Source organism: Collinsella sp. AF15-51 (assembly GCF_003462845.1).
Lineage (GTDB): Bacteria > Actinomycetota > Coriobacteriia > Coriobacteriales > Coriobacteriaceae > Collinsella.
In genome coordinates, this window is sequence record NZ_QRYG01000002.1 from 108,461 (window position 1) to 133,676 (window position 25,216).

The following is a 25,216-nucleotide window of genomic DNA, read 5'->3' on the forward strand; positions in this document are numbered from 1 at the left end:
GAATCAGTCTGTCCTATAGTTTCCGAACAATTTTGTCTTAGTGTTCGGAAACATACCCTTTGAGTGCTAGACTTTGCGCCGTCGAAGGGAACATATATGGATAAGCGAGATCTTGAGCAATTGCTGAGCGATGTTGCCGGCGGAGCAGTCACCCCTGCCGACGCCCTCACGCGCATCCAGACGGCTCCGACCGCCGATTTGGGCTTTGCGCAGCTCGATCTTTCGCGCGGGGTGCGCCAGGGAGCCGGCGAGGTTGTCTACGGGGCCGGTAAAACCGCCGATCAGATTGCCGCCATTATCGAAGCACTGCGCGATGCCGGCCAGGAGCGCATCCTGGTCACGCGCTTGGATGCCGAAAAAGCCGCGCGCACCGCTGAGCTTCTCGGCAACGGCATCGACCTGGGATATGTCCCGGACGCCCAGCTCGCCCTCGTGGGCGGCAAGCCCTCCCCCACCGGCAACGGACGCATCGTCGTCGCCTGCGCCGGCACGAGCGACCTGCCCGTCGCCGAAGAAGCCGCGTTGACGGCCGAGTTCTATGGCAACGAGGTCGACCGCCTCTACGACGTAGGTGTCGCCGGCCTGCACCGCCTACTCGCGCATGCCGAGGAGCTTGCTCAGGCGCAGGTGGTCATCGCCATCGCCGGCATGGAGGGCGCACTGGCGAGCGTTGTCGGCGGCCTGGTAAGCTGTCCGGTCATAGCCGTTCCCACCAGCGTGGGTTACGGCGCGAGCTTTGGTGGCGTAGCCGCGCTGCTCGCCATGCTCAACTCCTGCGCCAGCGGCGTTTCGGTCGTCAACATCGACAACGGCTTTGGTGCCGCCTACCAGGCAAGTCTTATCAATCATCTGGGCGCCGGCACGCCCTGCGCCCGTTAAGGAGCATTCCATGTCCAATCATCAGCACACGCTTATCATCGACGGCACCTCGGGCATCAGCGGCGATATGACCGTCGCGGCCCTGCTCGACCTAGGCGCCAGCGAGGAGCACCTGCGCGAGCAGCTCGCCACGCTGCCGGTCGACGGCTTTACGATCGCCGTCACACGCGTAAGCAAGCATGGCATCGACGCCTGCGACTTTGACGTCCAGCTTGCAGAGGAACTCGAGAACCACGATCACGATATGGCCTGGCTCTACGGCAACAAAGCGGCTGCCGAGCACACACACGAGCATGAGCACCACCATCATGATCATGGCGAGCACGAGCACGAGCACTGCCACGAGCATGACCATGAGGCCCACGGTCATGGCCACGAGGGTCACCATCACGCCCACGGCCATCACCACCGTTCTTTGGCGGACGTCACCGCCATCATCGATGGCTCGCAGCTAAGCGATGGCGCCAAGCGTCGCGCCCTCGCCATTTTTTCCGTACTCGCTGATGCCGAGGCAAAGGCTCACGGCAAAACGCCCGACACCGTCCTGTTTCATGAGGTGGGCGCCGTCGACTCCGTCGTCGACGTCTGCTCCGTTGCCATCTGCCTCGACGATCTGGGTATTGAGGATATCGTGGTCGAGTCGCTCTCCGAGGGCCACGGAACCATCCGTTGCGCCCACGGCCTTATGCCCATTCCCGTCCCCGCTGTCGTCAACCTGTGTCAGGCGGGCAATATCGCCCTCACGCCTGCACCGGTCGCTGGTGAGCTCGTGACGCCCACGGGCGCTGCCGTCGTCGCCGCACTGCGCACGTCCGAGCACCTGCCGGTCCGTTACCACATCGAGGCCGTCGGCTACGGCGCCGGCAAGCGCCCTTACGAGGGCTGCTCCGGCACGCTCCGCTGCCTGCTCGTTCACGCGGACGCATAGCCATGGATGCCCGCAAGGCAAAAAGCCGCGCCGCCATCGTCGCGGCGTTCTCCGAGCTGCTGCGCGAAGAGGACTACGGCAAGATCACCGTCGGCGACATCATCGCTCGCGCCCATGTGGGTCGGGCCACGTTCTACGGCCTCTTCAAGAGCAAAGATGACCTACTGTCCGAACTCGTGAGCGACATCTGCACCCACGCCCTCGACGACGATGGCACACCGCTCGATGATCCGCTCGTACAAGTCGAGCATATCCTCAACAACCTCTGGGAGCGCCGCCAGGGCGTCCGAGCCCTCGTAGCCGACGCCGGCTCACGCGTCTTCGCCGACTGCTTACGCAAGACCATCATGTCACGAGCAGCCGAAACCGTCCCCAACGGCCCCCAAGGGACCGCCGGCACCATGGACCGCAGCTTCCTCCTCCACCACATAGCCTCAAGCTTCGTAGGAATGGTCCAATGGTGGGCCTGGCACAACTTCCAAGCAGATAAGGCCGATGTGGCAAAAGACTACCTATCAGCCATTAAGCCCCTCTTCAACTAAGTAAGAAGCTCATCCCAAAGCACCGCCCCACCCCAAGGCGCCACGCATCCCAAAGTGTCAACAACAGCCCAGCGCCCCTATCAGCAACAAGCCCCTCCCATCCAAATTCAGATTTAAATGTTGGGTTGCTTGCTCGAGCGCAGCAAAGACCCCGCAGCCGTCCGCATGGGGTAACTTCCCAGCGCATTCCGCAGGACGAAAGAACCCCCGCCGCACAAAGTGCGCAGCGGGGGTTCTTTCATGTCCGAGGACGCGCTGGGAAGTTACCCCATGCGGCCAGCGGACAAATATGTAGCCTCGGACTAGAACATGCCCAAGAAACCATGCACAAACAGCGCGGCCAGAGCGGCACCGACAAACGGCGCGATGCCAGGAACAAGCAGGCCGTACTTCCAATTGTTGTCAGCCTTGTTCTTAATCGGCAGCACCTGATAGGCCATGCGAGGACCAAGGTCACGCGCCTGGTTCATGGCGAAGCCGGTGATGCCGCCCATGCCCATGCCAACGGCCCAAACGATCAGACCGACGCAGATTGCGAGCATCAGAACGTTCTCGCCGGCGCGGCTAGCGGCAGCAAGGATGGCGCTGATGAACACAAAAGTGCAGATAGCCTCGCAGAAGAAGTTACGGGCATAGTTCGTACCCTCGGTGGTGGGGTTGGTCGAGAAAATGTTGCGCTGGGCAATGGGGTCGACGACGCCCTCGGAAGCCTTGAACTCATCGGCATACATAAACCAGGCGATTACGGCACCCACAAAGCCGCCGAGCATATCGGCAATCATGAAGGGGATGCAGCTGCCCCACGGCACCAAGCCGACGATGCACTGGGCAAGCACCATGGCGGGGTTCATGCACACGGCGCCGCCAAAGACAAACAGGCAGACCGAGATGCCAAAAGACCAGGTGGTGATGGCAAACATATGGCCGGAGCCCTGATACTTAGTGCCCTTGAGCACGGTATCGCAGTGCACGCCCACGCCAAAGATGATCATGAGGGCCGTCGCGCCGAATTCGCAGAGGAGTTTGGTAAGCATAAAACCTTATCTTTCTTGTCGGTTATAAACGATTCGTTTAAGCCACGCGCTAGTGCTGCGCAACGACAACGCCCAGGCCATCGGGAATGACGGCAACCTTGGCATCGGCACCCTTCATCTCAAAGGCGAGCTTGAGCGCCTCCTCGATAGTGTTGACCGGTGTCATGTGCATATCCTTGAGCATCTGGTGATCGCACAGGTCGGTGACCATGATCACAGGGTGATGCGCCAGGATGCGGGCAAAGATCTGGCTCGTCCACTGGTCGGGCAGGGTCTCGTCCTTAGGACGGTCGATGCAGGCGCGCTCAAACTCCGCCGGATCGTTGTCGGCGATATTGTGATAGAAGCCCTCGCCACCGTGACCGTCGGCACAACCGGCGACGTCGATGATCACGCCGCCCTCGGGAAGCGTGGCCTCGGCAGCGCACATGCCCTTCACGGCCTGATAGATGTTCTGATCGAGGGGGTAGCCACCGTTGGTGGTGATGGCAATATCGCACTCGACGGGCTCAACGCCGGCAAGGCTCTTCACGAACTCGCAGCCGGCCTCGTGCGCCTTGTGGATGTCGCCGGCAAAGGAGCCGATGACCTCGTGCTTGCCGTTAAGCACCACGTTAAGCACAAAGGCGAGGTGGGCCATCTCGGCGGCGGCAAACATGTCCTCGCTCACGTGGTTGTGGCAAAGGTTGCCGGCACGCGAGTGGGAATCATTCACAAACTGACCGTTGTGGTTGTACATGATGGTCTTGTAGCTGGCAATGCCGGGCAGGACGGACTTGCGGCTACCAGAGAAACCGGCAAAGAAGTGCGGCTCAATAAAGCCCTCGGCAAGCAGCAGATCGCAATCGGCGGCAACCTTGTTGATGATGCACTCGCCACCAGAAGGCAGGGTACCGATCTTTTTCATCATGCTGTCGTCGGTCGCGACATGCATGACGATCTCCTCGTTAGCGACGATCTCCTCGCCGTACTTGTTAACGAGTTCCTCGTGCGTCGAGGGGCGATGCATGCCGGTCGCGACCAGGATGCGCACACGTGCCTCAGGAGCGGCAGCGTGGATGTGATGCAGCAGAATAGGCATCGTCACACGCGAGGGAACGGGACGCGTATGGTCGGAGCTAATGATGACGATATCCTTCTTGCCAGCACAAAGCTCCTCGAGCGAAGGCGAGCCATAGGGGTTGGCAAGTGACTCCTCTACCAGCTCTTCCTGAGATTTTGTAGTCTTAAACTCGTTTTGATGACCTTCCATCACACCCGCGAAGTTCTTATCCTCGAGCTCCAGATGCAACGTCTTGTGGTCAAACGGCAGTTCACATTCAAACAATGACGAGCGCCCTCTTCCTTTCAACTGACACACTAGATAAACCGTTGGAAGGATACGCCGCTCACCGAAAAACACCACCGTCCACCGACTCATTAACACAACGTTCATATTTGACCCACAACAAAACAACCGCGATCCCAAACGGGACCGCGGCCGCTACAGTCGTAAGTCAAGAAGCGCCACATGCATCTCAATCCCGATCGATAAGACGCGAGGCGCGAAGCGCCAAACGCGCCGCCGGGACAAACCCCATCCAAAACGCGCAAAGCGCGCCATTATTCCCCCAGCCAGTAATCCACCGAAGACCGGACATCGTAGGGCCCGCCATCAGCTTACTTTTAGGCACACTCCGCAGGACGCAAGAAGCCCTCGCCGCACGAAGTGCGCAGCGAGGGCTTCTTGCATGTCCGAGGACGTGCCTAAAAGTAAGCTGATGGCGGGCCCGGACGACTACAGGGCTATCGATTACCCCGTGTTCTGCAATCCTGCCGAGACGCCGGTCACAGTCGAAAGAATCAGGCTCATGTACTCGGCCTTCTTCTCCTCGGCCATCTCGTCCTGGTTCATACGCACCTCGCGAAGGGCGCGAACCTGGGCGATGGATAGGGCGTCAACATAGGGGTTACGCACGCGGACGGCGCAGCCGAGCACGCGACGACGCTGCAGCGGCCATTCATCACCGACGATGGCAAGGACCCACTTACGGGTGAGCTGCATCTCGGTAAAGACCTTCTCGGACAGATCCTGGCGATCGCCCAGGTGCAGATACATCTTGGCGATGCGCTGGTCGGTCTTGGCGATCGACATCTCGATGTTGTCGATAAAGGTGCGGAAGAACGGCCACTCCTGGTAGGCAGCCTTAAGCTGGTCCAGATCGCCAAACTGCTCGCAGGCGGTACCCAGGCCGTACCAGGCGGCCAGATTGATGCGCGCCTGGCTCCAGCTGAAGATCCACGGAATGGTACGCAGGTCGTCGAGCGACTTGGCACCCAAACCGCGCTTGGCGGGACGCGAGCCGATTGGCAGCAGACCGACCTCGGTCAGCGGCGTCACGGTCGAGAACCACGGTGTAAAGTCCTCGGTGTTCAGCAGGTCCAGATAGCGCTCGTGGCTTACGGCGTTGAGCTTCTCGGCCATATCCCAGAACTTCTGCGTGGTCTCGGTGTTGGTCTTCTCGACGCTCGGGGCCGACTGCAAAAGCGTTGCGGCGGCAACGGACTCAACATGGCGCTGAGCCAGCGTGCGGTTGCCGTAACGGGCAAAGATGACCTCGCCCTGCTCGGTGAGCTTAAAGAAGCAGTTGACCGAACCCTTGGGCTGCGCCAGCACGGCCTTGTTGGCCGGGCCGCCACCACGGCCCACGGCACCGCCGCGACCGTGCATGAGCACCAGGTCGATATCGTTCTTCTCGGCCCACTTGGCAATGCGCTCCTGCGCGGAGTGCAGCGCGAGCATGGCCGTGGTAGGACCGGCATCCTTGGAGGAGTCGGAATAGCCCAGCATGACCTCCATGCGGCGGTTGGTCTGGGCAAGGCGCTTTTGCACCACGGGCAGCGTAAGCATCTGGTCGAGCACGTCGACGCAGCCCTCGAGGTCCTCGAGCTGCTCGAACAGCGGGATCACGTCGAGCTCGGGGACATCCTCCTCGTGTGCAAAGGACAGGTGGGCCAGCTCAAAGACGTCGGCCACATGCTGGGCGCTCTTGGTAAACGAGATGATGTAGCGGTGCGCCATCTTCTTGCCGTAGCGCTTTTGGATGGAACCGATAGCGCGGAAGGTGTCGATGACCTCACGCGTCATAGGCTGCAGGTCGCCATGGATACCGTTCTCGTGGATATCCTTGAGGGCGCGGGCGTGCACCACGGAGTGCTGACGGAACTCCATCTCGACCATATGGAAGCCGAAGGACTCGACCTGCCAGATGATGGTCTGGACCGGGCCGTAGGCAGCACGGACGGCACCGCAAGCGGCCAGCGAGCGCTGGACGACACGCAGGTCCTCCAGGAACTCATCGGCGCTGTGGTACATGGTATCGGTGATACGGCGCACGGTGGCGTTCAGACGGTCGGCCATGACGAGCATGACGGCGCGATGCGGCTCGTGCTCGGAAATCAGCTCGGCGCGAGCCGTGTACTGAGCGCTCATCTCGACCTGATGGTTCCACAGGTTCATGAGCTCTGCCGACGGCTTGCTGTAGGCGGCCTCGAGCGTAAGGTTGCGGCCGATGCGGCGGCACTTGTCCTCGAGCTTGAGCACCATGTGCGTGAAGTACTTGGCGGCGACCTCGCGGCTCACCTTGGCGGTAACGTTGGGGTTGCCGTCGCGGTCGGAACCGATCCAGCTGCCGGGATGGAAGAACGCCGGGCACAGCGGCGGCACGGTACCGGCCTTGTCGCCCAGCACCCAGTCGTCAAAACGACGGTAGATGACGGGGATCACATCGAACAGTGTGTTATCGAAGATGTCGATGATGGTATCGGCTTCCTCGACCGGCGTGGGCTTCTTGAGCGCGATGGGGCTCGTACGCACCAGAGCGTCGATCTCCTGCAGCATATGGCGCTCGTTCTCCACCAGGTCGGAGCCGCCCAGGCGCGGACGCTCCTCCAGCAGGTTGGAGATACGGCGAATCTTGCCCTCGACGGCCTTACGACGGGCCTCGGTGGGATGTGCGGTAAAGACAGGGTGGAACTCGAGCTTGTCGAGCAGCTCGTTGGCGCCCTCGACACCCATCTCGTTTACCAACTGGTGATAGGCGACGGTGAGTTCGTTGGCGGGATCGACCTCGGTATCGGTCGACGCACCTGCCTCGCGCTCGCGCAGCTGCGTCACGCGGTAGTTCTCCTCCGACAGGTTTGCCAGATGGAAGAAGCTCGTAAAGGCGCGGACAATAACCTGCTGCTTATCGAGCGGCAGGCTGTCAATCAGATCGACGACCTCACGAAACGCCACAGCAGTAGGCTCGTCGGCGGTGGGCACGCCCTGCTCGTCGACGGACTCGTCGGCAGCACGGGCGCCGGGGTTTCCGGCATTGGCCACAATCTCGGCCGTCAGGATCTTGTCGAACAGGTCCGCGATCTCGGGATCATACTCGCTAAGCACACGGCGCTCCAGGCGCAGGAACAGCGCCAAGTTGTCGCGCAGCTCCTCGGGGATCTCGATCTCGGCGAGACGCTCCCTGGACTCGGCATTCGAGCCGATTCGGTTAACGAGGCGGTTGACCACGGCAGCGACGCGCGCCGCGGCTTCGGGTACAGACTGGTTGCTTAGGTTCTCAGCCACGTTTCCTCCCATTCCTCCTTCTATGCACGTAACATGCGGTATTCATTATAGGCGCTTGGGAAATACTTTCGACACTGATTGCGCTTTACCACACAAAAGTATTTTCTGCATTGCAAGGGTTTTTGCCCTAAATGGTCGTATTTCTCGGTGGACGGCATACACAAACGGGGGTATTCCGCATAAAAGCGAAACACCCCCGTAACAATCGTTCGCAATGAGCTGGGCGCCTCAGCGGCACTACAGCTCAAAAATCATGCGCTACAGGCGCTCGCGAACCGCCTCGACCACGTTGGCCAGATCGACGAGGGCCTCGTCATGGCTCTCCATGTCGCGCACCTTGACCTTGCCGGCGGCAAGCTCGTCGCCACCCAGGACCAAAATGAGCTTGGCGCCAACCTTGTCGGCCTGCTTAAACTGAGCTTTGAGCGAACGACCCTGGTAGTCGGCCTCGGTCACGATGCCAGCGGCGCGAAGCTCCTGCGTGATGGCAAAGACGTTCTGGCGCAGCTCCTTGCCGGCATTGGCGACGTAGACGCACGGGGCCTCCTCGGCACCCAGGTCGCTGCCAAAGGCCTGCAGGGCCAGCAGCGCACGCTCAAAACCGACGGCAAAGCCGACGCCTGCCGTGGGCTTGCCACCCTCGAGCTCGACCAAGCCGTCGTAGCGGCCGCCGCCACCGATGGAGCCGACGCCGGCACCGGGAGCCTCGACCTCAAAGACGGTGCGGGTGTAGTAGTCCAGACCACGCACCAGGGTGGGATCCTCGACATACTCGATACCGGCGGCATCCAGATAGCGCTTGACCTGCTCGTAGTGCTCGCGGCACTCGTCGCACAGGTTGTCGCCCATCAGCGGCGCGTCGGCCATGATCTCGCGGCAGTGGTCGTTCTTGCAGTCGAAGGCACGCAGCGGGTTGAGCTCGGCGCGCTCGCGGCACTCGTCACACATCTCGTCAGCGTGATCGAGGATAAACTGCTTGACCTGCTCGCGGTAAGCCGGACGGCACTGAGCGTCGCCCATCGAGTTAATGAGCAGACGGAGCTTGGAAAGATCGAAGCCCAGGCGCTTGTAGAACTCCATGAGCATGATGATGCACTCGGCGTCTGCCGCCGGATCGGGAGCGCCGAGCCACTCGATACCCACCTGGTGGAACTGACGCAGGCGGCCCTTCTGGGGACGCTCGCCGCGGAACATGGCCTCGGCGTAGTACGCCTTAAACGGCGTGGAGCCCTGGGGCACCAGGTTGTTCTCCACGACTGCGCGCACCACACCGGCCGTGCCCTCGGGACGAAGCGCCAGGCGCTGCTTGGGCTTGAGTTTTGTGTCGGTGCCCTCGGTAAAGACGCGCTCCAGGTTGGCGCCGCTAAAGACGCGGAACATCTCCTTGCGCACGACGTCGGTCGACTGGCCGATGCCGTGGACAAAGACGTCCACCTGCTCGATCGCGGGCGTCTCGATGGGTTTAAAACCAAACGGCTCGAACACGCCGGCAGCGATCTGCTGCATCTTTTGCCAAGCGCGCATCTCGGCGCCGATAAGGTCGCGGGTTCCCTCCGCCTTCTGTGCCTGCATGGGCAAACACCTTTCTTTTGTATCGCGTCATAGGTAGTGGACATTATACGGCACAAAGCAGCAACGCGGCGGCGTGTCTGACCGAACGAGGGTATGGGGACTCGTTCGGCCAGACACGCCGCCGCGGTTTGTGATCCCTTTTCCTCCGTCCCCTTCGGATTACGTGATCCCTTGGGGACGGAGGAAAAGAGCTCATTTCGTAGACCCGTGGCTGCCCTGGAAACCGAATGACAGTACGGGCATCCATTCGGCTTCCAGGGCAGCCACGGGCAGAACAGGCAAACAGGAATAGGCGGCGACCCGCTACTCCCCCGCCACGCTTGCGCGCAGCTTGGCGGCGATGGGCTCGGATGCCAGCAGGAACACGAGCATGACCACGGAGCACGCCAGGCACACAATCCAGGTGCTCGCAAAGGAGCCCGTGGCATCGAACAGCACGCCCGAGACAATGGCGCCCACGGTGCCGCCGACCATCTCGAGCGAGGTAATGGTGCCCGTGACCTTACCCAGGTCGGCCATGCCAAACTGCTTGGACGCGGCGATGGTAGGCGTGATGGTGCCCATGCACGTTCCAACACCAAAGCTCACAGCGGCGACAATAGGACCGAGGTCCGTCGTCGGGAAACACAGCGCCACGCAGGCGATAATGCACGCAACGGAGCCAAGGATATTGCCAAAGCGCAGGCCAAAGCGGTCATAGATCGCACCGAGCGAAATCTTGGCAATAACGACGGTGACCATGTAGGCCGAAAGTACGGTACCCGCCCACATGGGATCGTGGCCGCCCGTGACAATCTTGGCACCGTTGACGGTAACACTCGTCATGTTGGTAACCTGGTTGGGCAGGATGGCGCCATTGACCAAGCCCATAAAGAGGAAGGCGACGACAAGCAGCCAAAATGCCGGGCTCTTCTTGATACGAGACCAGCCGACGCTAACCTCGGGCGCCGTGTGCTCGTCCTTGTCGCCAGCCGTCGAGACGGACGGATCGCCCGGGTTCTCGCCGAGCGGCTTCAGGCCGATCTCGGAAGGCTTGGTGCGGAAGGAATAGTCATGCAGTTAACGAAAATCGTGTAGCACGTGGCCATGATCACAAAGCTGGAGGCCACCACGAGCCAGCCGGGGAAGAACTTACGTTGCTGGGACATGGATTACTCCTTGTGGTCCGCAATGTATCCGAGAGCGACGGCGGCATAAGCCGCGGCGCCAAGGGGAAGCTCGGCATCGCTAAAACGTGCCTTGGGATGATGCTGAGCAAAATGCTCGTCCGTATCAGTCACGGCAGCGCCCACGGTAAAGTACGTACTCGGGATCTCGCTCGAGATCAACGCGAAGTCCTCGCTCGCCATGGCGTGGAACAGCGGCAGGAAGGCGGACTTGGGCAGCACCGCGCCCACGTAGCCAAGCGACGCCTGCGTCATATCGTCATCGAGTACGAGTGGGGGAACATCCGAGAGCGTCTCAATAGTCGCCGGCGTACGATAGGTCGTGGCAACGCCTTTGACGACCTCCGCGATGCGGGCCTTGAGGTGCTCCATGAGCTCGACATCGAAGCCATGCAGCGTTCCCTCGAGCACACAAGTATCAGGGATGACATTTGCGGCCTGACCGCCGGCGAACTTACCCACAGTAAGCGCGACCTCCTTGGCCGCCGGCACTTCGCGAGCGATAAGCTCCTGAAGTGCCAGATGCACGTGCACACCCGCCGTAATGGGGTCGATGCAGATCTCGGGGCTCGAGCCATGACCGCCCTTGCCCTGCAGCGTGATGCGGAAACCGTACACGCCCGAGAGCGCCGGACTGCCGTAAAGCACCAGGCCAAGCGGCGACTGGCTATTGACATGCATGGCAAAGGCGACCTGAGGGCGCGGGTTCTGCAGCAGACCGTCGGCGATGGCGGCGCGGGCACCCTCAAAGGTTTCCTCGCCCGGCTGGAACAGCAGTTTGACGGTGGCATTGGCGTCGACAAGCTCGGCCTCGCGGGCCTTGAGCAAACGGGCCGCGCCGAGCAGCGCCGTCGCGTGCATATCGTGACCGCAAGCGTGCATGCAGCCGTTGGTGGATGCAAAGGGCTCGCCGGATTCCTCGGCAACGGGCAGGGCGTCCATGTCGCCACGAAGCATGATGACCGTACCGGTTTGCTCGTCCGCGCACGTACCATTGCCCTGAGCAGCCGCGGCCGCACCGGCACCGATCAGGCCAACAACACAGGAGCCGTCGACAAGCGTGGTATGGGGAATGTCCATCTCGTCCAGACGTGCCTGGATATAGGCAGACGTCTGCGGAAGATTGTTACCGAGCTCGGGCGTCTGATGGAGATCGTGGCGCCATGCGGCAAGCTCACCGGCAAATGCCTGGGCTTCTTTGACCAGACCATCGCCGATAGCGGTCTGCGCCGCTGCGGTAGCCTGAGGCGCTGGTTGCGGTTGAAGATCGGACAGAGCTGATGCCATAGATGCCCTCCAGTAACGTTTTTGCAGCACGCACTTTGACAGCGTAAAGTGCAAGGTACAACTGTAAGGGCATGACATAAAAAATGCCGCCCCGGGAGGGCGGCGCAACAAGTTGTTTACAAATGCGGGTGTGATTTTCGGCGCAAGAAATCGAAATGCGTCTCGCTCAAGATAATCGACAAAAAGATGAGCGCAAAGCCGGAAAGCAGGCGCGAGGTGAGCGCCTCCCCCATCAACAACACCGAGAACAGCACACCCGAGGGCGACTCCATCGAAAGAAGCAGCGAGCCCGTCGAGGCCGGGACGTGCGCCAGACCGACGTTTTGGACGAGCAGTGCCACGCACGTGCAGCCCACCGAGAGGAAGACCATCACGCCGATAAAACTCGGCGTCCACACGGACAGAGGCGCCTGAGTCTCGAATAGTAGCGACGTGATTAAGCTCAAAACGCCATTGCCCACAAACATCCAAAACGTGATGACGTTGATATCCATCTTGCGGCCATACTTGGCGGTCACCGCCATCTGGATAGCAAAGAAGACCGCGCCGCCCAGCGTGATGGCATCTCCAGCATTGAACTCGACGCTATCGAGTGCCACCAGGCCAATGCCCGCCAGGCACAGCAATGCAGCGCCCAAGTTGTAACGGGTAAGCCTTTCTCCGCTCAGGACATAGCTCGCAAACGGCACGAGGATGCAATAGGTACCCGTCAAAAACGCGCTCTTGCCCGCCGTGGTCTGTGCCAGGCCAATCGTCTGCAAACCGTACGCGCCCCACATAAGTGCGCCCATACCAAGCCCGACGATAAGGTTGCGAACATTAAAGTGTGCGATGATGCGTTTGCGGAAGATGGCGAACATAACCAGCGAAGCCGGGAGAAAGCGAACGTAGACCAGCTCGAACACCGGAATGGTATCGAGCGCATCTTTCATGGTGGTAAAGGAATAGCCCCAGATGACCGCCACCGAAAGCAGCAAGACCTTCCAGAAGAACGGAGAACGCGCGCCGGCGCCGCGGGAGGTGCCGCCGGCACCCAGGTCTTCGCGCGCTACAGGGCTATCGGGCATGTTTTCGATTTCATCAACGGCATTCTGAGCCATAGGGCATCCTCGCGCTCAGTCTGGGCGTGGTGTCCGCACGTGCATGGCCGCGTGCCGCCTCATGGTCAAATAAAACGGGGCGCACCGGACCCCCGGCACGCCCCGCTACTGTAGCAACAACCAGCGTTGCACCGCAATCCAGCCCACTAAAGCGTCAGCAAAGTGAACCTCGACGTTTTGTCAATGTCACGCTGTTGCACTAAATAAGCTTCGTGCTTTCAAGCTTTTCGATGATCCAGTCGTTGGCTTTGATGACCGGGCGGCGGAAGACGACGCCCAGGGCCAGCGACGGAATCAGATAGCTCGCCAGAATACCCAGCTCAATCCAGTACTCCATATGGTAGGCACCGGCCATGGCAGCGTGCATGGCGTTGATGCCATGAGTGAACGGCAGGAACGGATAGATTGCCTGGAACACGGGGCCGGTCATCTCGATGGGGAACGTGCCGCCCGAACCGCCGACCTGCATGACCAGCAGCACGACAGCGAGCGCTTTGCCGATATCGCCAAACGAAACCGTAAGCGTGTAGACGATATTGGAGAACACGAGGCTCGCGACCCAGCCCGCCAGCACAAACTGCAGCGGGTTGTCGCACTGAATGCCAAAGAACAGGATGTCGCCCGCGCACACGAGCGTTGCCTGCAGCAGAGCCAGACCGCCAAAGAACAGGTAACGGCCCAGGTAGATCTCGTGCAGGCGCACGGGGATGAGTTCGTTGATGAGCTCATCGTTAACCGAGACCTTCATCATGGCCGCCAGTACAATCGAGCCCACCCACAGCGACAGAATCGTGTAGAACGGTGCCATGGCCGAACCGTAGTTGCGGATCGGATAGACCGGTTTGCGGTCGAGCGCGACGGGGCCGGAAAGCGACACGGCGAGGCCCTCGGGGTCGTTGCCAATCATTGTCTTAATCATGGCCAGGTCACCCGACATCAGAGCGCTATCAAGCTCGTCCTTAAAAGCGCTGATCTTGTCCGACGCCTCGCCCAACTGATCAGAAGCCTTGTTGACCAGCGTCGCAGCCTTGGAGAGGCCCTTTGCGAGCGAGCCAGAGGCGTCGGTCAGACCGCTCACAGCGCTATCCAAGTCACCCGAGATACCGTTCAGGGAATCCAGAACGCCCGAAATGGTCTTCTTGAGCTCCTTGGCCTTAACCGAGAACGTGGAATCGTAGTCGGACTTGGCTCCCGAGATACCCGCCTTGGCATCGGCGATGGCCTGGTCGACCTCGGCACGCGAGTTGTTGACCTCCGCCATGCCGTCCCTAAGGGACTTTGCGGTCGCCGTCAGGTCCTTCGCATTGTTGCGGTACTCCACGGCAATTCTGCCCAGCGACGTCGCAGCGGACTCGAGACCGTCTTTGAGCTTGTCATCACTCACCTGGTCGGCAAGGTTGCGGAGCTGATCGGCCATCGCATCGATATCGTCAGCACGCGTATTGAGCGCCGCTGCGGCTTCGTTGAGCTGAGACACCGTAAGGTCAACATGCTGATTCGCGGCATCGAATGCCTTCGCAAGCTCGGCGGACACGTTGTCGAACGAGCCCGCGCTTCCGTCAATCGCCGCGTCAACGGCATCGTTGGCGGCCTTGAGCGCTTCCTTGGAATCATTGATGCCGCTCTTGGCGTGCTCCATCAGCTGCTTCGTCGACTCATCAACGGTGCCCGTCTGCTTGAGCATGCCGCCCGCCGATGTCAGTGAATCGGACGTGGAGCTCAAAATGCCCGCGAGCGACGTCGCACTCGCCTGAACGTCCTGCAGGTCCTCGACCGAATCGCCCAGCGTCGAGGACAGATTGGCGATAAAGTTGCTCACCTGGTCGGTACTCATATAGTCGAGCAGGCTGGACACGGTCTTAAGGCCGATGGTCGTGATGGTCTTGGTAAAGGTCTCGTTGACCTGACTCTGGACGGCGCTCGAGCCCTTTTCAGTCACGATCTGTGCGATGGCGTTAGCCTTCTGGTTCTCGTAGAACTCGATATCGGCGTGCTTCACCTCGGTCGAGAAAAGCGTCATCATGTCGGCGCTAAACGTTTTAGGGATAACGACGGCAGCGTAGTACGCGCCCGACTTGACGCCATCGATGGCCTTATCGCGATCGTTGAGCACAACCCAGTCGAAGTTCTCGTTGCCGCGCAGGGTGGCGGTTACGTTTTCGCCCACGTTGACCTCGACGGGGATCAGATCGCTCTCGTAACCCTCATCGGTGTTGACCACGGCGATCTTAAGATTGCCGGTGTTGCCGTACGGATCCCAGCTGCCGGCGATGTTAAACCACGCATAGAGACATGGCACGATGATCAGGCCCATCACGACGACCATGCCGATCACGGAGCGAGACACGTTTTGGACATCGCGCTTAAACAGGTGCAGGATGTTTTTCATTTATGCCTCACCTCCTTTAGAGTGCTTGCCAAACGGGGCGGTGTCCCCGTCGTTTCCGTTTACGTTGTCAGCGCCGTCGGCATCTTGAGCCTTACGATGCGCACCGATATGCGGCAGACGGCTCGTAGGCTGTTCGCCTCCCTTGGCGCCACGCTCGCTGGCGTTGAGACCAAACATGCGACGGGCGGCAGGGATGGCAGCCGTGTGCTCGCGCATCTCGCGGCGAAGGTCCTCGTCCGAAAGCGCCGAGATACGCATCTGGGTATTGAGGCTCGCACGGATGTATTCGATGTTGATGAGCCAGCCGCAGATGGCAATGACCGAGATAATCCAGATAACCAGCAGAATGATCTTGCCATTGTTGTCGATATCGAGAACCGTCGACAGAATGAAGAGCAGCACCTGCACGCCGACTACAGCAGCGAAACCGCCCTTGATGTAGTACGGGTAGCGATGCTCAAAGGCGACCGCATGATCGAGCAGTTCGCGACGGTATGAATCGGAATCGAGCATGACGCGCATGGCCGTACGCAGCGAATAACGTTGGCGCGGCAGGTCGTTGGACTCGCAGATCATGAGGCCCGTCGTGGAAAGCTGCTTATCAAAGAGCAGATTGAGGTTGAGCAGCAACGGGCGCAGCTGCAGACCGATAAAGAGCGCGATGATAAGGAACACGCCCAGGATGCACAGGTTGAACAGGTAGTTGAACGAATACATGCCACCGACGGTCTCGCGCAGCAGGTTGATGCCATAGGTGAAGGGAAGCAGCGGATGCAGCCATTGGAAGAAGCCGGGCATCATCTCGATGGGATACATGCCCGACGAGCCGGGGATCTGCACAATGACGAGGATGACGCCAATGGCTTTACCGATATGCTTAAAGGTGGTGGACAGCGCATAGATGATGTTGACGTAGGCGAACGAGATTGCGACGCCGCCCAGCACAAAGAGCAGCGGATTGACGCACTGCACGCCAATGACCAGGTCGCCCACCGTAACGATAATGGCCTGGAACGCGCCCAGGATCACCAGCAGCAGCCAGCGGCCAAAGTAGCCCTGACGCGCCGTAAAGCTACCGATGCCCTCGCGGTCGACCTCGAGTTTATAGATAGCGATGAGCACATAGCCGCCCACCCACAGCGCCAGATTGGTGTAGAAGGGCGCGATGCCCGAGCCAAAGCTCTTGACCGGATAGATTGACTTGGACGTCAGCTCAACCGGAGATGCCATGAAATCTGCCACGTCATTGACGTCGACGTCCATGAGGTCGGCTAACTCGCCCATAGACTCAGAGGTCTGCAGCGCCGCAATGTCATTGGCGGCGGTCGCGAGCTTGTCCTGAACCTTGGCAAGGGAGGCGTCGGTTTGGGATAGCGTGGTCTTTGCCTGCTTGAGCGTGGCGTCGAGCTGCGCTAGCGTGCCGCGCGCGCTCGCTATCGTGGGGGTCATACCCGACACAATGCCGGTCAAATCGCCCGAAACGGCGGCAAAGGAGTCAAGCGCGCTCGAAGCCTTCGGAAGTGCGTTCTGACCCAGATCGGTCTGAGCCTGACCGAGGTTAGCCGTACCGGTCTGAATTGCCGCGTTGAGTGCGTTGCTCGCGTTCGAGATTGCCGTAGCGTCGTTTGCCATGGCGCTCGACTGTGCAGAAAGGCCATCCTTGATGCTCTGCAGCTTCTGGTTTTGCTCGCGAAGCGAATCGATGGTCGATACAATGCGCGCGTCAATTTCCTCGGAACCTGTCGACGTGTCATTAACGAGAATCTCCAAGTGCCCGATAACGGCCTTATTGTGATCGATCGTCGCCTGGAGAGACTCGAGCGAGTTGTCGATGCGGGTGGTCGTAGATGTGACCGTACCCGTTAGCTTGCCAATCGCAGCGTTCGCGGAGGCTGACGTCTTGGTGAGTGCAAGGCTACCTTCCGAGAGTGCCTTGGAGAGCGAGGTGATAGAGTTGCCCGCCGTGGCGCGAGCCTCGCCCAGCAGGTCGTTGCCCTGGGAGATCGCCTGCGTTAGAGAGGGCGCCTGCCCCTGCAGGCCCGCCAGCGCAGCATCGGCCGAAGCAATCGAGCTGCTCGTCTTGTCGATGGCGGTGTTCATGTCGCCGATGGAATCGCGTACTTCGCCCAGGGTATCAGACGCCTCGGACACCGAGCCCGCCAGCGAATCCCGGGTCTGGGTCGCCTTGTCTTTAAGGTCGATGCCAGCATCTTTGGCAATGCCCGCGACGGTCTCGCCCACCGTGGAGACAAACTCCGAGTTGATCTGCTCCTCGATGGTATTGGCACCAGTGTCGGTGACCTTGGGCGCAATAGCGCTCTTCTTCTCGTTGACGTAATAGGTGAGCTTCGGCTGATGGTAATTGCCATCGAGCATCGAAACAAGATTGTCGGAGAAGTTCTTGGGGATTACGATGGCCGCATAGTACTCACCACTCTCGACGCCCTCTTTGGCATCGGCGGCCGAATCGACGAAGGTCCAGCCCAGCTGATCGTTCTCCTTGAGCTGATCGACGACTTGGTCGCCCGCGTTGAGCTCGCCCACCAAGTCATTCTGAGTGCCCTGATCGTTGTTGGCGATGGCAATCTTGATACCTTGGGTGTTTCCGTACGGATCCCAGTTTGCCACGATGTTGTACCAGGCATACAGCGAGGGGATAACGCACACGCCCAGGGTAACCACCAAGGCGACGGGGTTCACAAGCAGTCGCTTAATGTCGCGCTTGAATATCGCAAAGGAGACCTTTGCGTTGGATAGTTTGCTGCCGAGACTCACGCTTGGACCATCCATCCTGTCGTTGAATCGAATCGTACTATCGACAACCATTGTACGTAGGCGCTTTAGTGCCTCGCGGCACAATGGTGCTGAGTTTTGCGGGTAGCAATATACTACGAAGATGAGTTAGTGTACAGTTGTACAGTATCTTTAATTTCAGCAGGTCACAAAACCACAGCCCGCACAAATTAGCAATCCGAATAGTCATTGGGAACGTTCTTAAACGACTAGTCAAACAAGAACGTCCCCGATGACTACTTAGGGCCACGAAAGCGTCGCAGGTTGAGCATAAGTCAGCGAAAACGCCCCTGAGCGAGCAAGGTGACGTGAAAGAGGAGGGAAGCGTACTTTGGTACGCGACCGACGATTGAACGTCAGATTGCCGCTTAGGGGCGTTTGCAGCGTCGACCGGTCCGTCGTTCGTTAGAACGACGGAACCAATAGGTTCGTTAGAACGGCGGACCCAAAGGCGTAACTACTTAACTACATCAAGTTGCAAACAGCCGCCGCGAAGGCAACGGGGTCCTCGGGGAGGATACCCTCGACCAGCAGGGCCTGATCGTAGAGCAGGCCGGAGTACTGCTTGATCTTGTCGGCGTCACCTGCCTTCTGGGCAGCGACAAGCTTGTCAAAGACCGGGTGCTTGGCGTTGAGCTCGAGCACGCGCTGGCTCTTGGGCATGCCGTCGGGCGCGCCCTCGGGCCCCTTCTGGAGCACCTTCTCCATCTCGAGCGAAAGCGGACCCTCGGTGGTGATGCAGGCGGGAGCGTCAGTCAGACGCGCAGAGACGGCGACCTTCTCGACCTTGTCGCCGAGCGCCTCCTTCATAGCGCTAAAGAGGTCCTCGTTTTCCTTGGTGGCGTCCTCGGCCTCCTTCTTCTCGTCCTCGGTCGCCAGATCAAGATCGCCAGTCGCAACGTTCTTGAGCTCCAGGTGACGATCCTCGACCTCGGGCTCGGCACCGTCGGCAACGGCCTTTTCGGCAGCCTCGCGGGCGGCGTCGTCCTCGTAGATCTTGGGCATATCGGCGGCCACGTACTCACGCATAGCCTGGAACGTGAACTCATCCACATCCTGCGTCAGCAACAGCACGTCATAGCCGCGCTCGAGCACGCCCTTCACGACGGGCATCTTGGCCAGACGCTCGCGCGAATCGCCGGCGGCATAGTAGATTGCCTTCTGGCCCTCGGGCATGCCCTTGGCATACTCGGCAAGGGTGATCATCTTCTGCTCCTTGGCAGACCAGAACAGCAGCAGGTCGGCGAGCTCGTCGGCCTTCATGCCGTAGCTCGAGTAGATGCCGTACTTAAGACCGCGACCAAAGTTCTCAAAGAACTTCTCGTATGCCTCGCGGTCGTTGTCGCGCATGTCCTCGAGATCGGCGGTAATCTTCTTCTCGACACGCTTGGCAATGGCCTTGAGCTGACGATTCTGCTGCAGCGTCTCACGCGAAATATTGAGCGTCACGTCGGCAGAGTCCACGACACCGCGCACAAAGTTGTAGTAGTCGGGCAGCAGGTCGTCGCACTTCTCCATAATCAGCACGTTGGAGCTATAGAGCGCCAGGCCCTTCTCGTAGTCCTTGCTGTACAGATCGAACGGGGCGCGACCCGGCACAAACAGCAGTGCATCGTACTCAAGCGTACCCTCGGCATGGAAGCTGATAGTGCGCGCGGGATCATCAAAGTCGTGGAACGTGGACTTGTAGAACTCGTTGTAATCCTTCTGCTCAACGTCGGAGCTGCGCTTTTTCCAAATCGGCGTCATGGAGTTGATGGTCTCGAGCTCCTGGTAGTCCTCGTACTCGGGCTTGTAGTCGTCGCCGGCGTCCTCGGGCTTGGGTTTCTGGCGGCTCTTGCTCACCATCATCTGAATCGGGTAGCGCACATAGTTGCTGTACTGCTGAATCAGGCTCTTGAGGCCCCACTCGGTCAGGAAGCGATCGTAGGTCTCGGCCTCGCCGTCGGCGTCGAGCTTCTCGTTCTCGCGCAGCGTCAGGATGACATCGGTACCGTGCTCAGCACGCTCGCCATCCTCGATGGTGTAGCCCTCAAGACCGTCGGACTCCCAAACGTGGGCGGTGTCCTCGCCATAGGCGCGGCTGACAACCTTTACGTGGCTGGCAACCATAAAGGCAGAGTAGAAGCCCACGCCAAACTGACCGATGATGTCGACATCGGAACCCTGCTGCTCGGCGTTCTCAGTCTTAAACTCCTCGGAGCCGGAATGGGCGATGGTGCCCAGATTGCGCTCGAGCTCCTCGGCGGTCATGCCGATACCGTTATCCGAAATGGTGATGGTACGGGCATCTTTATCAAAGGAAACACGGATGGCCAGGTCGCCCTGGTCGAGCTTGACACTCGGATCCTGCAGGCTCTTAAAGTTGAGCTTGTCGACGGCATCGCTCGCGTTGGAGATAAGCTCGCGCAGGAAGATTTCCTTATTGGTGTAGATGGAGTTGATCATGAGGTCGAGCAATTTTTTGCTCTCGGTCTTAAATTGACGCATGTGCAGTCCTTTCGCGCTACCCCTGTCCGCAAAAAACGGCCCGGTTGCCCGAGCCGCATCGCAGACCTGCTATGTTCAGACTTAGATTTTATAACCCATTAGCGCGCATATATACATACGGAATCGAAAAATTGTATGTCCGAGCGCTCTGATGCGCCAATTGCCAAGGAGTGTCCCAAACTGCCGGCAGGAAAGGAACGTCCCTATCTGCCATCTACGCGCTTGGCCATCCAGGCATGAGGCTGGCCTTCATCCTCATAGTCCACCGGGGCAATCTGCGTGTAGCCCGCCTTTACATAGAGCGGCAGCACGTATTCCTGCGCGTGCAGCTTAATGAGCTTGGCGCCGGCATCACGCGCGGCGGTATCACTGGCCTCGACAATCTTGCTCGCCAAACCGCGACGGCGCATGCTCGGCAGCACGGCCACGCGCCCCATAATGTAGGTCTCCCCCGCCGCGACGCCTTCGTCCAAGTCGCACGCCGGCGACACCGGAGCCTCTGCGTCAGCCGCGCGCTCCAGTTCCTCGGGAAACACGCGCGAGCAACCGGCAAGCTCGCCGTCTACATAGAGCGTCACATGAATGCAGTTCGGATCCTCGTCGATAGCGTCAAACTCGTTCTCGTAGCCCTGCTCGTCCATAAAAACGACGCGGCGCACCAACGCCGCGTCATCAAAGCATCCCGTCTTAAGTTGGATACCCATGGCTGCCCTTTCATTCAATGCGAACGTTAGGGACAGATTTTAGCGAAAATGAGCTCCGCGCACGCTAAACTTCGCGCGAGCCTTCGCCAGGCAGTCGTAATGACCCACGTTATGGGCATCGCTCGCGATGAAGCTGTACAGGTTCTGATCGAACAGGCGCTGGGCCGGCTTTTTCTCGCGACCAAAGCGACCGCCGGCAATAAAGTCCGCCGAAGCCTGCAGCTTGCAGCCCATATCGACCAGGCGCTCCGCCACGCTTACATCCTTTTGAACCGCACGATAGCGCTCAGGATGAGCGATGATCACCTGGTAGCCACGGCACTGCAAATCGTAAATCGTGTTCTCGTACTCTCTAAACGCATACGCATCGGCATGCGTCGAAAGCTCGAGCAGAAACTCGTTGGTTCCATCGAAATGCAAGTGCTCCGCGGCATCGATACCAAGCTCAACGAGCTTTCGATGGTTGACCTCGAAGCCCATCTGGAGCGGAAAACCGTCAGCGTTATCACGCAGCAGCTCAAAGGCATCCCACATCTTGTCGTAATCAAAATAGGGATCACGGCAGTGAGGAGTGCAAACGATTCTGGTTACACCGGCCCGCTTGGCAGCCTCGAGCATCGCCAAGCTCTCATCGAGATCGGCGGCGCCGTCGTCTACACCCGGCAAGATATGGCAATGAATGTCACGCATAGGTCAGCCTTAATCAACTAAACGTTTGCTCGGTTGGTGAAGATGCCCTTTTTGGAAGTCCCCTGATTGTCGGAGCCCTTCTTAACCTTCTTACCGTCCTTGGTGTAGTAAGAATAGTAGTACTCGCTGGTCTCGGTCTCACAGTAATTCATGACGGTACCGATGAGCTTGACCTTCTCGGACTTCTTAAGCTGACCGATGGCGTTGAGCGCCTCTTCGCGCTTGGTAAAGTTCTCGCGCACCACGAACAGCGCGCCGTCGGTCAGGCTGGCAATCTCGGCAGCATCGATGAAGGTGCCAACCGGAGGAGCATCGAAGATGACGTACTGGAACTTAGCAGACAGTGCCTTGACCAACTTGGAAAAGCGATGGGAGACGATGATGTCGGCAGGATTGGGAATATGCGGCTCGGCATCGAGGAAGTAGAAGTTCTTCTGACCCGTTTCGACAATTGCCTGGTCAATGGAGATCTGCTCGGACAGGACTGCATAGAGTCCACCGCGGGAGCGGACGCCGAGCATGTCGGCAAGGGACCTGCGGCGCATATCGGCCTCGACCAGGAGCACGGACTTGCCGCTCGTGGCGATTGCCTGAGCAAGGTTAATGGAAACCGTAGACTTGCCCTCGTTGGGAATCGAGGAGGTAACGGTGATGGTGCGAATGGGGTCGTCCACGCTCGCAAAGCGGATGTTGGCCAGAAGGGTCTTGGCGGCATTCTGCACAACGAGCTTATCGGTGTTCTTTGCCTTAGCCATGCCTATTTACCACCTTTCATAGCCGGAATTCGGCCAACAACGGGAATACCCAGGAGCTCTTCTGCCTCTTCGGCACCGCGGATGCGGGTATTGAGCATGTCTGCCAAAACGACATAGGCAACTGCGATAAAGATACCGGCGAGGAACGCGACGGCAATATACAGCGTGCGCTTGGGGCCGCTGGGGGCTTCGGGGGTCTTAGCCTCGTCGATAACGTTGATGCTCTGGGCAGCGCCGACGTTCTGAGCGACCGTACTCACCGAGCTGGCAATGGCCTTTGCGACCTCAGCCGTCTCCTTGGCATCGGTGCCGGTAACCGAAAGCGTAATGACACGCGTGGTGGTCTCGGAGGAAACAGACACCTTGTAGTCATCCAGATCGGTGAGGCCCAGTTCTTTGGCGGCGCCGCTCTTAACGCTATCGCTATCCAGCAGCGTGGCGATATCGTTGGAAAGCATCTGGCTCGCCGAGAGATCGTTGTAGCTCATCTGACCGCTATCGTCGGTCTTGGCGAGAATGTACATGCTCGTCGTCGCGGTATAGGTGTTGTCCATCGCAACGAAGGACACGATGCCCATGGCGATCGCGCAGACCACCGGAAGGGTGATGACCAGCTTGAGGTGCTTCTTCAGCAGCTGGAACAGTTCGAGAAGGGTCATGCAGCTTGCCTTTCATTTCCCCAGTTCGGATTGACAAAACTGTCCGTATGTTATCGCATCTTTTTACCGAGACCAAACTCTATACATAAGAAACAGGCTCTCCTGTAAAAATGTCGGAAGCAATCGTAAAATTGCACAACAACGCCGCACCCGAAAGTCAAATGCGGCGTCTACATCAATATCTATGTTGTATCGCTATGCGAATGGCTCGTCCTGCTGTATGGGAAACGTCACCGTAATGGTGGTTCCCACGCCCAACTCGCTCGACAGATCGAGCGTGGCGTGATGATACAGGGCCGCATGCTTGACAATGGCAAGCCCCAGGCCGGTTCCGCCGCGTGCCTTGGACCTACTCTTGTCCACGCGATAGAACCGCTCAAATACCTTGCCCTGTTCTTCAGGCGCGATACCGATTCCCGTGTCGGCGACAGCGAGGAACGGATGGCCTTCGTCGTTGGTGCCGCACTGCAGCGTAACCGTACCTCCGGGCCGATTGTAGCGGATGGCGTTGCTTGCCAGATTATAGATGAGCTCGTCGACCAAGCGCGACACGCCTTCGATGACCACAGACTTGGTCTCATGACTTATCGTCACATTCGCCTGACGGGCAACCTGTTCAAGACGCTGTTCAACCGCGTAGATCGCACGCGAGAGCTCAATAGGCTCCGTGGACCCAATGGGCACTGCCTCGCCTTCAGTTGCACGTTCGGCCTCGTCCAAGTTAGACAGCGTAAGGATGTCGTTGACAAGCGCTGCCAAGCGGCCCGCCTCACGATAGATGCGACCGCCAAAGTTGCGCAGGTCGTCCTCGCCCTCGACCATGCCATTTGCGATGAGCTCGGCATAGCCCGAAATCGCCGTAAGCGGCGTCTTGAGCTCATGGGTGATATTCGCCGTGAACTCGCGGCGCATACGGTCGTTGTCCGCTAGCACCGCCATTTGGCGCTTGAGTTCCTGGCGCTGCGACTCGATACGCTCAAGCATGGGGACCATCTCGGCATAGGCGTGCTCATAGCTACGGCGTGGGTGATCCAAATCCACCTCTTGCAACGGCGCGATGATGGCACGGGACTCACGGCGCGCCATAAAAAACGAGAGTACTGCACCCGCTGCTGCGATAAGCAGCATCGGCGCCAGCATCGACAGCAAAATCGCCGCAACGCCAGGCTGGGCCTGCGCCAAGCGAACGACCTGGCCGTTATCAAGGGTGACGGCGCGATACAGCATAATCTCGTCGAGTGTAGAGCTTGCGCGCTCCGCGGAACCCGAACCACTCTCAAAGGCCTCGATGACCTCGGGGCGATCGCCATGGTTGGGCAGTGTGGAAGGCGACGCCTCGTTGTCGTAGGCAACAGATCCGTCCTTATTGATCAGCGTGATACGAAGATCCTCGCGATCGAGGCTTCGCAAGAACGGAATGGGCTCCTGCTGCTCGTCGAGGGCGGCAGCAATGAGCTCGGTTTCCTGCGCCAGATTGGCACTCGTGGCATCCGCCAAAGTGTTTTGCACAAAGAACGCACCCAGCACCGTAAACGCCACGATAACCGCCATGGCGCAGACAAAGATCGTCACAAAAACGCGGTGCGACAGCGTATGTTTTCCCTGGGGGGCGAAGACCACGG

19 protein-coding genes are annotated in these 25,216 nt (G+C 59.4%); 3 read left to right on the plus strand and 16 right to left on the minus strand.

Going from position 1 to position 25,216, the window contains the following annotated elements:
* Positions 1–96 precede the first annotated feature (96 nt).
* The 3 genes from larB to DWW51_RS01615 are packed head-to-tail and all read left to right on the plus strand — an operon-like array spanning position 97 to position 2,349.
* Positions 97–879 carry a nickel pincer cofactor biosynthesis protein LarB gene (gene larB, locus DWW51_RS01605; protein WP_117773175.1) on the plus strand — a complete coding sequence of 261 codons (783 nt, stop codon included), beginning with the start codon at positions 97–99 and terminating at the stop codon, positions 877–879.
* 10 nt (positions 880–889) lie between these two features.
* Positions 890–1,807, plus strand: coding sequence for a LarC family nickel insertion protein (locus DWW51_RS01610; RefSeq protein ID WP_117773177.1), 918 nt, complete (start codon positions 890–892; stop codon positions 1,805–1,807).
* A 2-nt stretch (positions 1,808–1,809) separates the two neighbouring features.
* Positions 1,810–2,349, plus strand: a complete 540-nt coding sequence (locus tag DWW51_RS01615; RefSeq protein ID WP_117773179.1) for a TetR/AcrR family transcriptional regulator — start codon at positions 1,810–1,812, stop codon at positions 2,347–2,349.
* A 302-nt stretch (positions 2,350–2,651) separates the two neighbouring features.
* On the opposite strand, the gene larD is transcribed toward DWW51_RS01615, so the two are convergent.
* The 16 genes from larD to DWW51_RS01690 form a co-directional block, all read right to left on the minus strand.
* Positions 2,652–3,383: a D/L-lactic acid transporter LarD gene (larD, locus tag DWW51_RS01620; RefSeq protein WP_117773181.1), complete on the minus strand. Its 732-nt coding sequence runs from the start codon at positions 3,381–3,383 to the stop codon at positions 2,652–2,654.
* 49 nt (positions 3,384–3,432) lie between these two features.
* Complete coding sequence (gene larA, locus DWW51_RS01625; protein ID WP_231501540.1) at positions 3,433–4,710, minus strand: nickel-dependent lactate racemase; 1,278 nt, start codon at positions 4,708–4,710, stop codon at positions 3,433–3,435.
* 465 nt (positions 4,711–5,175) lie between these two features.
* A complete protein-coding gene (locus DWW51_RS01630; RefSeq protein WP_369832555.1) occupies positions 5,176–7,989 on the minus strand; it encodes a phosphoenolpyruvate carboxylase in 2,814 nt (937 codons plus the stop codon).
* Between the two features lie 258 nt (positions 7,990–8,247).
* The gene (hisS, locus tag DWW51_RS01635) at positions 8,248–9,561 is read right to left on the minus strand and encodes a histidine--tRNA ligase (protein WP_117773187.1); all 1,314 of its coding nucleotides are present in this window, start codon (positions 9,559–9,561) and stop codon (positions 8,248–8,250) included.
* 303 nt (positions 9,562–9,864) lie between these two features.
* On the minus strand, positions 9,865–10,620 hold the full coding sequence (locus tag DWW51_RS01640; protein ID WP_117758236.1) for an MFS transporter: 756 nt from the start codon (positions 10,618–10,620) through the stop codon (positions 9,865–9,867).
* A complete protein-coding gene (locus DWW51_RS10430) occupies positions 10,575–10,709 on the minus strand; it encodes a hypothetical protein (RefSeq protein WP_255413075.1) in 135 nt (44 codons plus the stop codon). Before DWW51_RS10430 ends, DWW51_RS01640 begins: the two co-directional genes overlap by 46 nt.
* A 3-nt stretch (positions 10,710–10,712) precedes the next feature.
* A complete protein-coding gene (locus tag DWW51_RS01645; RefSeq protein WP_197032133.1) occupies positions 10,713–12,014 on the minus strand; it encodes a M20 family metallopeptidase in 1,302 nt (433 codons plus the stop codon).
* 116 nt (positions 12,015–12,130) lie between these two features.
* A complete protein-coding gene (locus DWW51_RS01650) occupies positions 12,131–13,114 on the minus strand; it encodes a DMT family transporter (RefSeq protein ID WP_117773189.1) in 984 nt (327 codons plus the stop codon).
* A 199-nt stretch (positions 13,115–13,313) separates the two neighbouring features.
* Positions 13,314–15,503 (minus strand): YhgE/Pip domain-containing protein, encoded by a 2,190-nt coding sequence (locus DWW51_RS01655; RefSeq protein WP_117773191.1) that lies wholly within the window; start codon positions 15,501–15,503, stop codon positions 13,314–13,316.
* On the minus strand, positions 15,504–18,278 hold the full coding sequence (locus DWW51_RS01660) for a YhgE/Pip domain-containing protein (protein WP_231501541.1): 2,775 nt from the start codon (positions 18,276–18,278) through the stop codon (positions 15,504–15,506).
* Positions 18,279–18,761: 483 nt separating this feature from the next.
* Positions 18,762–20,786 (minus strand): molecular chaperone HtpG, encoded by a 2,025-nt coding sequence (htpG, locus tag DWW51_RS01665; RefSeq protein WP_117773194.1) that lies wholly within the window; start codon positions 20,784–20,786, stop codon positions 18,762–18,764.
* Positions 20,787–20,989: 203 nt separating this feature from the next.
* The gene (locus DWW51_RS01670) at positions 20,990–21,490 is read right to left on the minus strand and encodes a GNAT family N-acetyltransferase (RefSeq protein WP_117773196.1); all 501 of its coding nucleotides are present in this window, start codon (positions 21,488–21,490) and stop codon (positions 20,990–20,992) included.
* A 39-nt stretch (positions 21,491–21,529) separates the two neighbouring features.
* A complete protein-coding gene (locus tag DWW51_RS01675; RefSeq protein ID WP_022094060.1) occupies positions 21,530–22,180 on the minus strand; it encodes a tyrosine-protein phosphatase in 651 nt (216 codons plus the stop codon).
* Positions 22,181–22,197: 17 nt separating this feature from the next.
* On the minus strand, positions 22,198–22,935 hold the full coding sequence (locus DWW51_RS01680) for a CpsD/CapB family tyrosine-protein kinase (RefSeq protein WP_117773198.1): 738 nt from the start codon (positions 22,933–22,935) through the stop codon (positions 22,198–22,200).
* Between the two features lie 2 nt (positions 22,936–22,937).
* Positions 22,938–23,594, minus strand: a complete 657-nt coding sequence (locus DWW51_RS01685) for a YveK family protein (RefSeq protein ID WP_055250503.1) — start codon at positions 23,592–23,594, stop codon at positions 22,938–22,940.
* A 195-nt stretch (positions 23,595–23,789) separates the two neighbouring features.
* Positions 23,790–25,214: a cell wall metabolism sensor histidine kinase WalK gene (locus DWW51_RS01690; protein ID WP_117773200.1), complete on the minus strand. Its 1,425-nt coding sequence runs from the start codon at positions 25,212–25,214 to the stop codon at positions 23,790–23,792.
* Positions 25,215–25,216 lie beyond the last annotated feature (2 nt).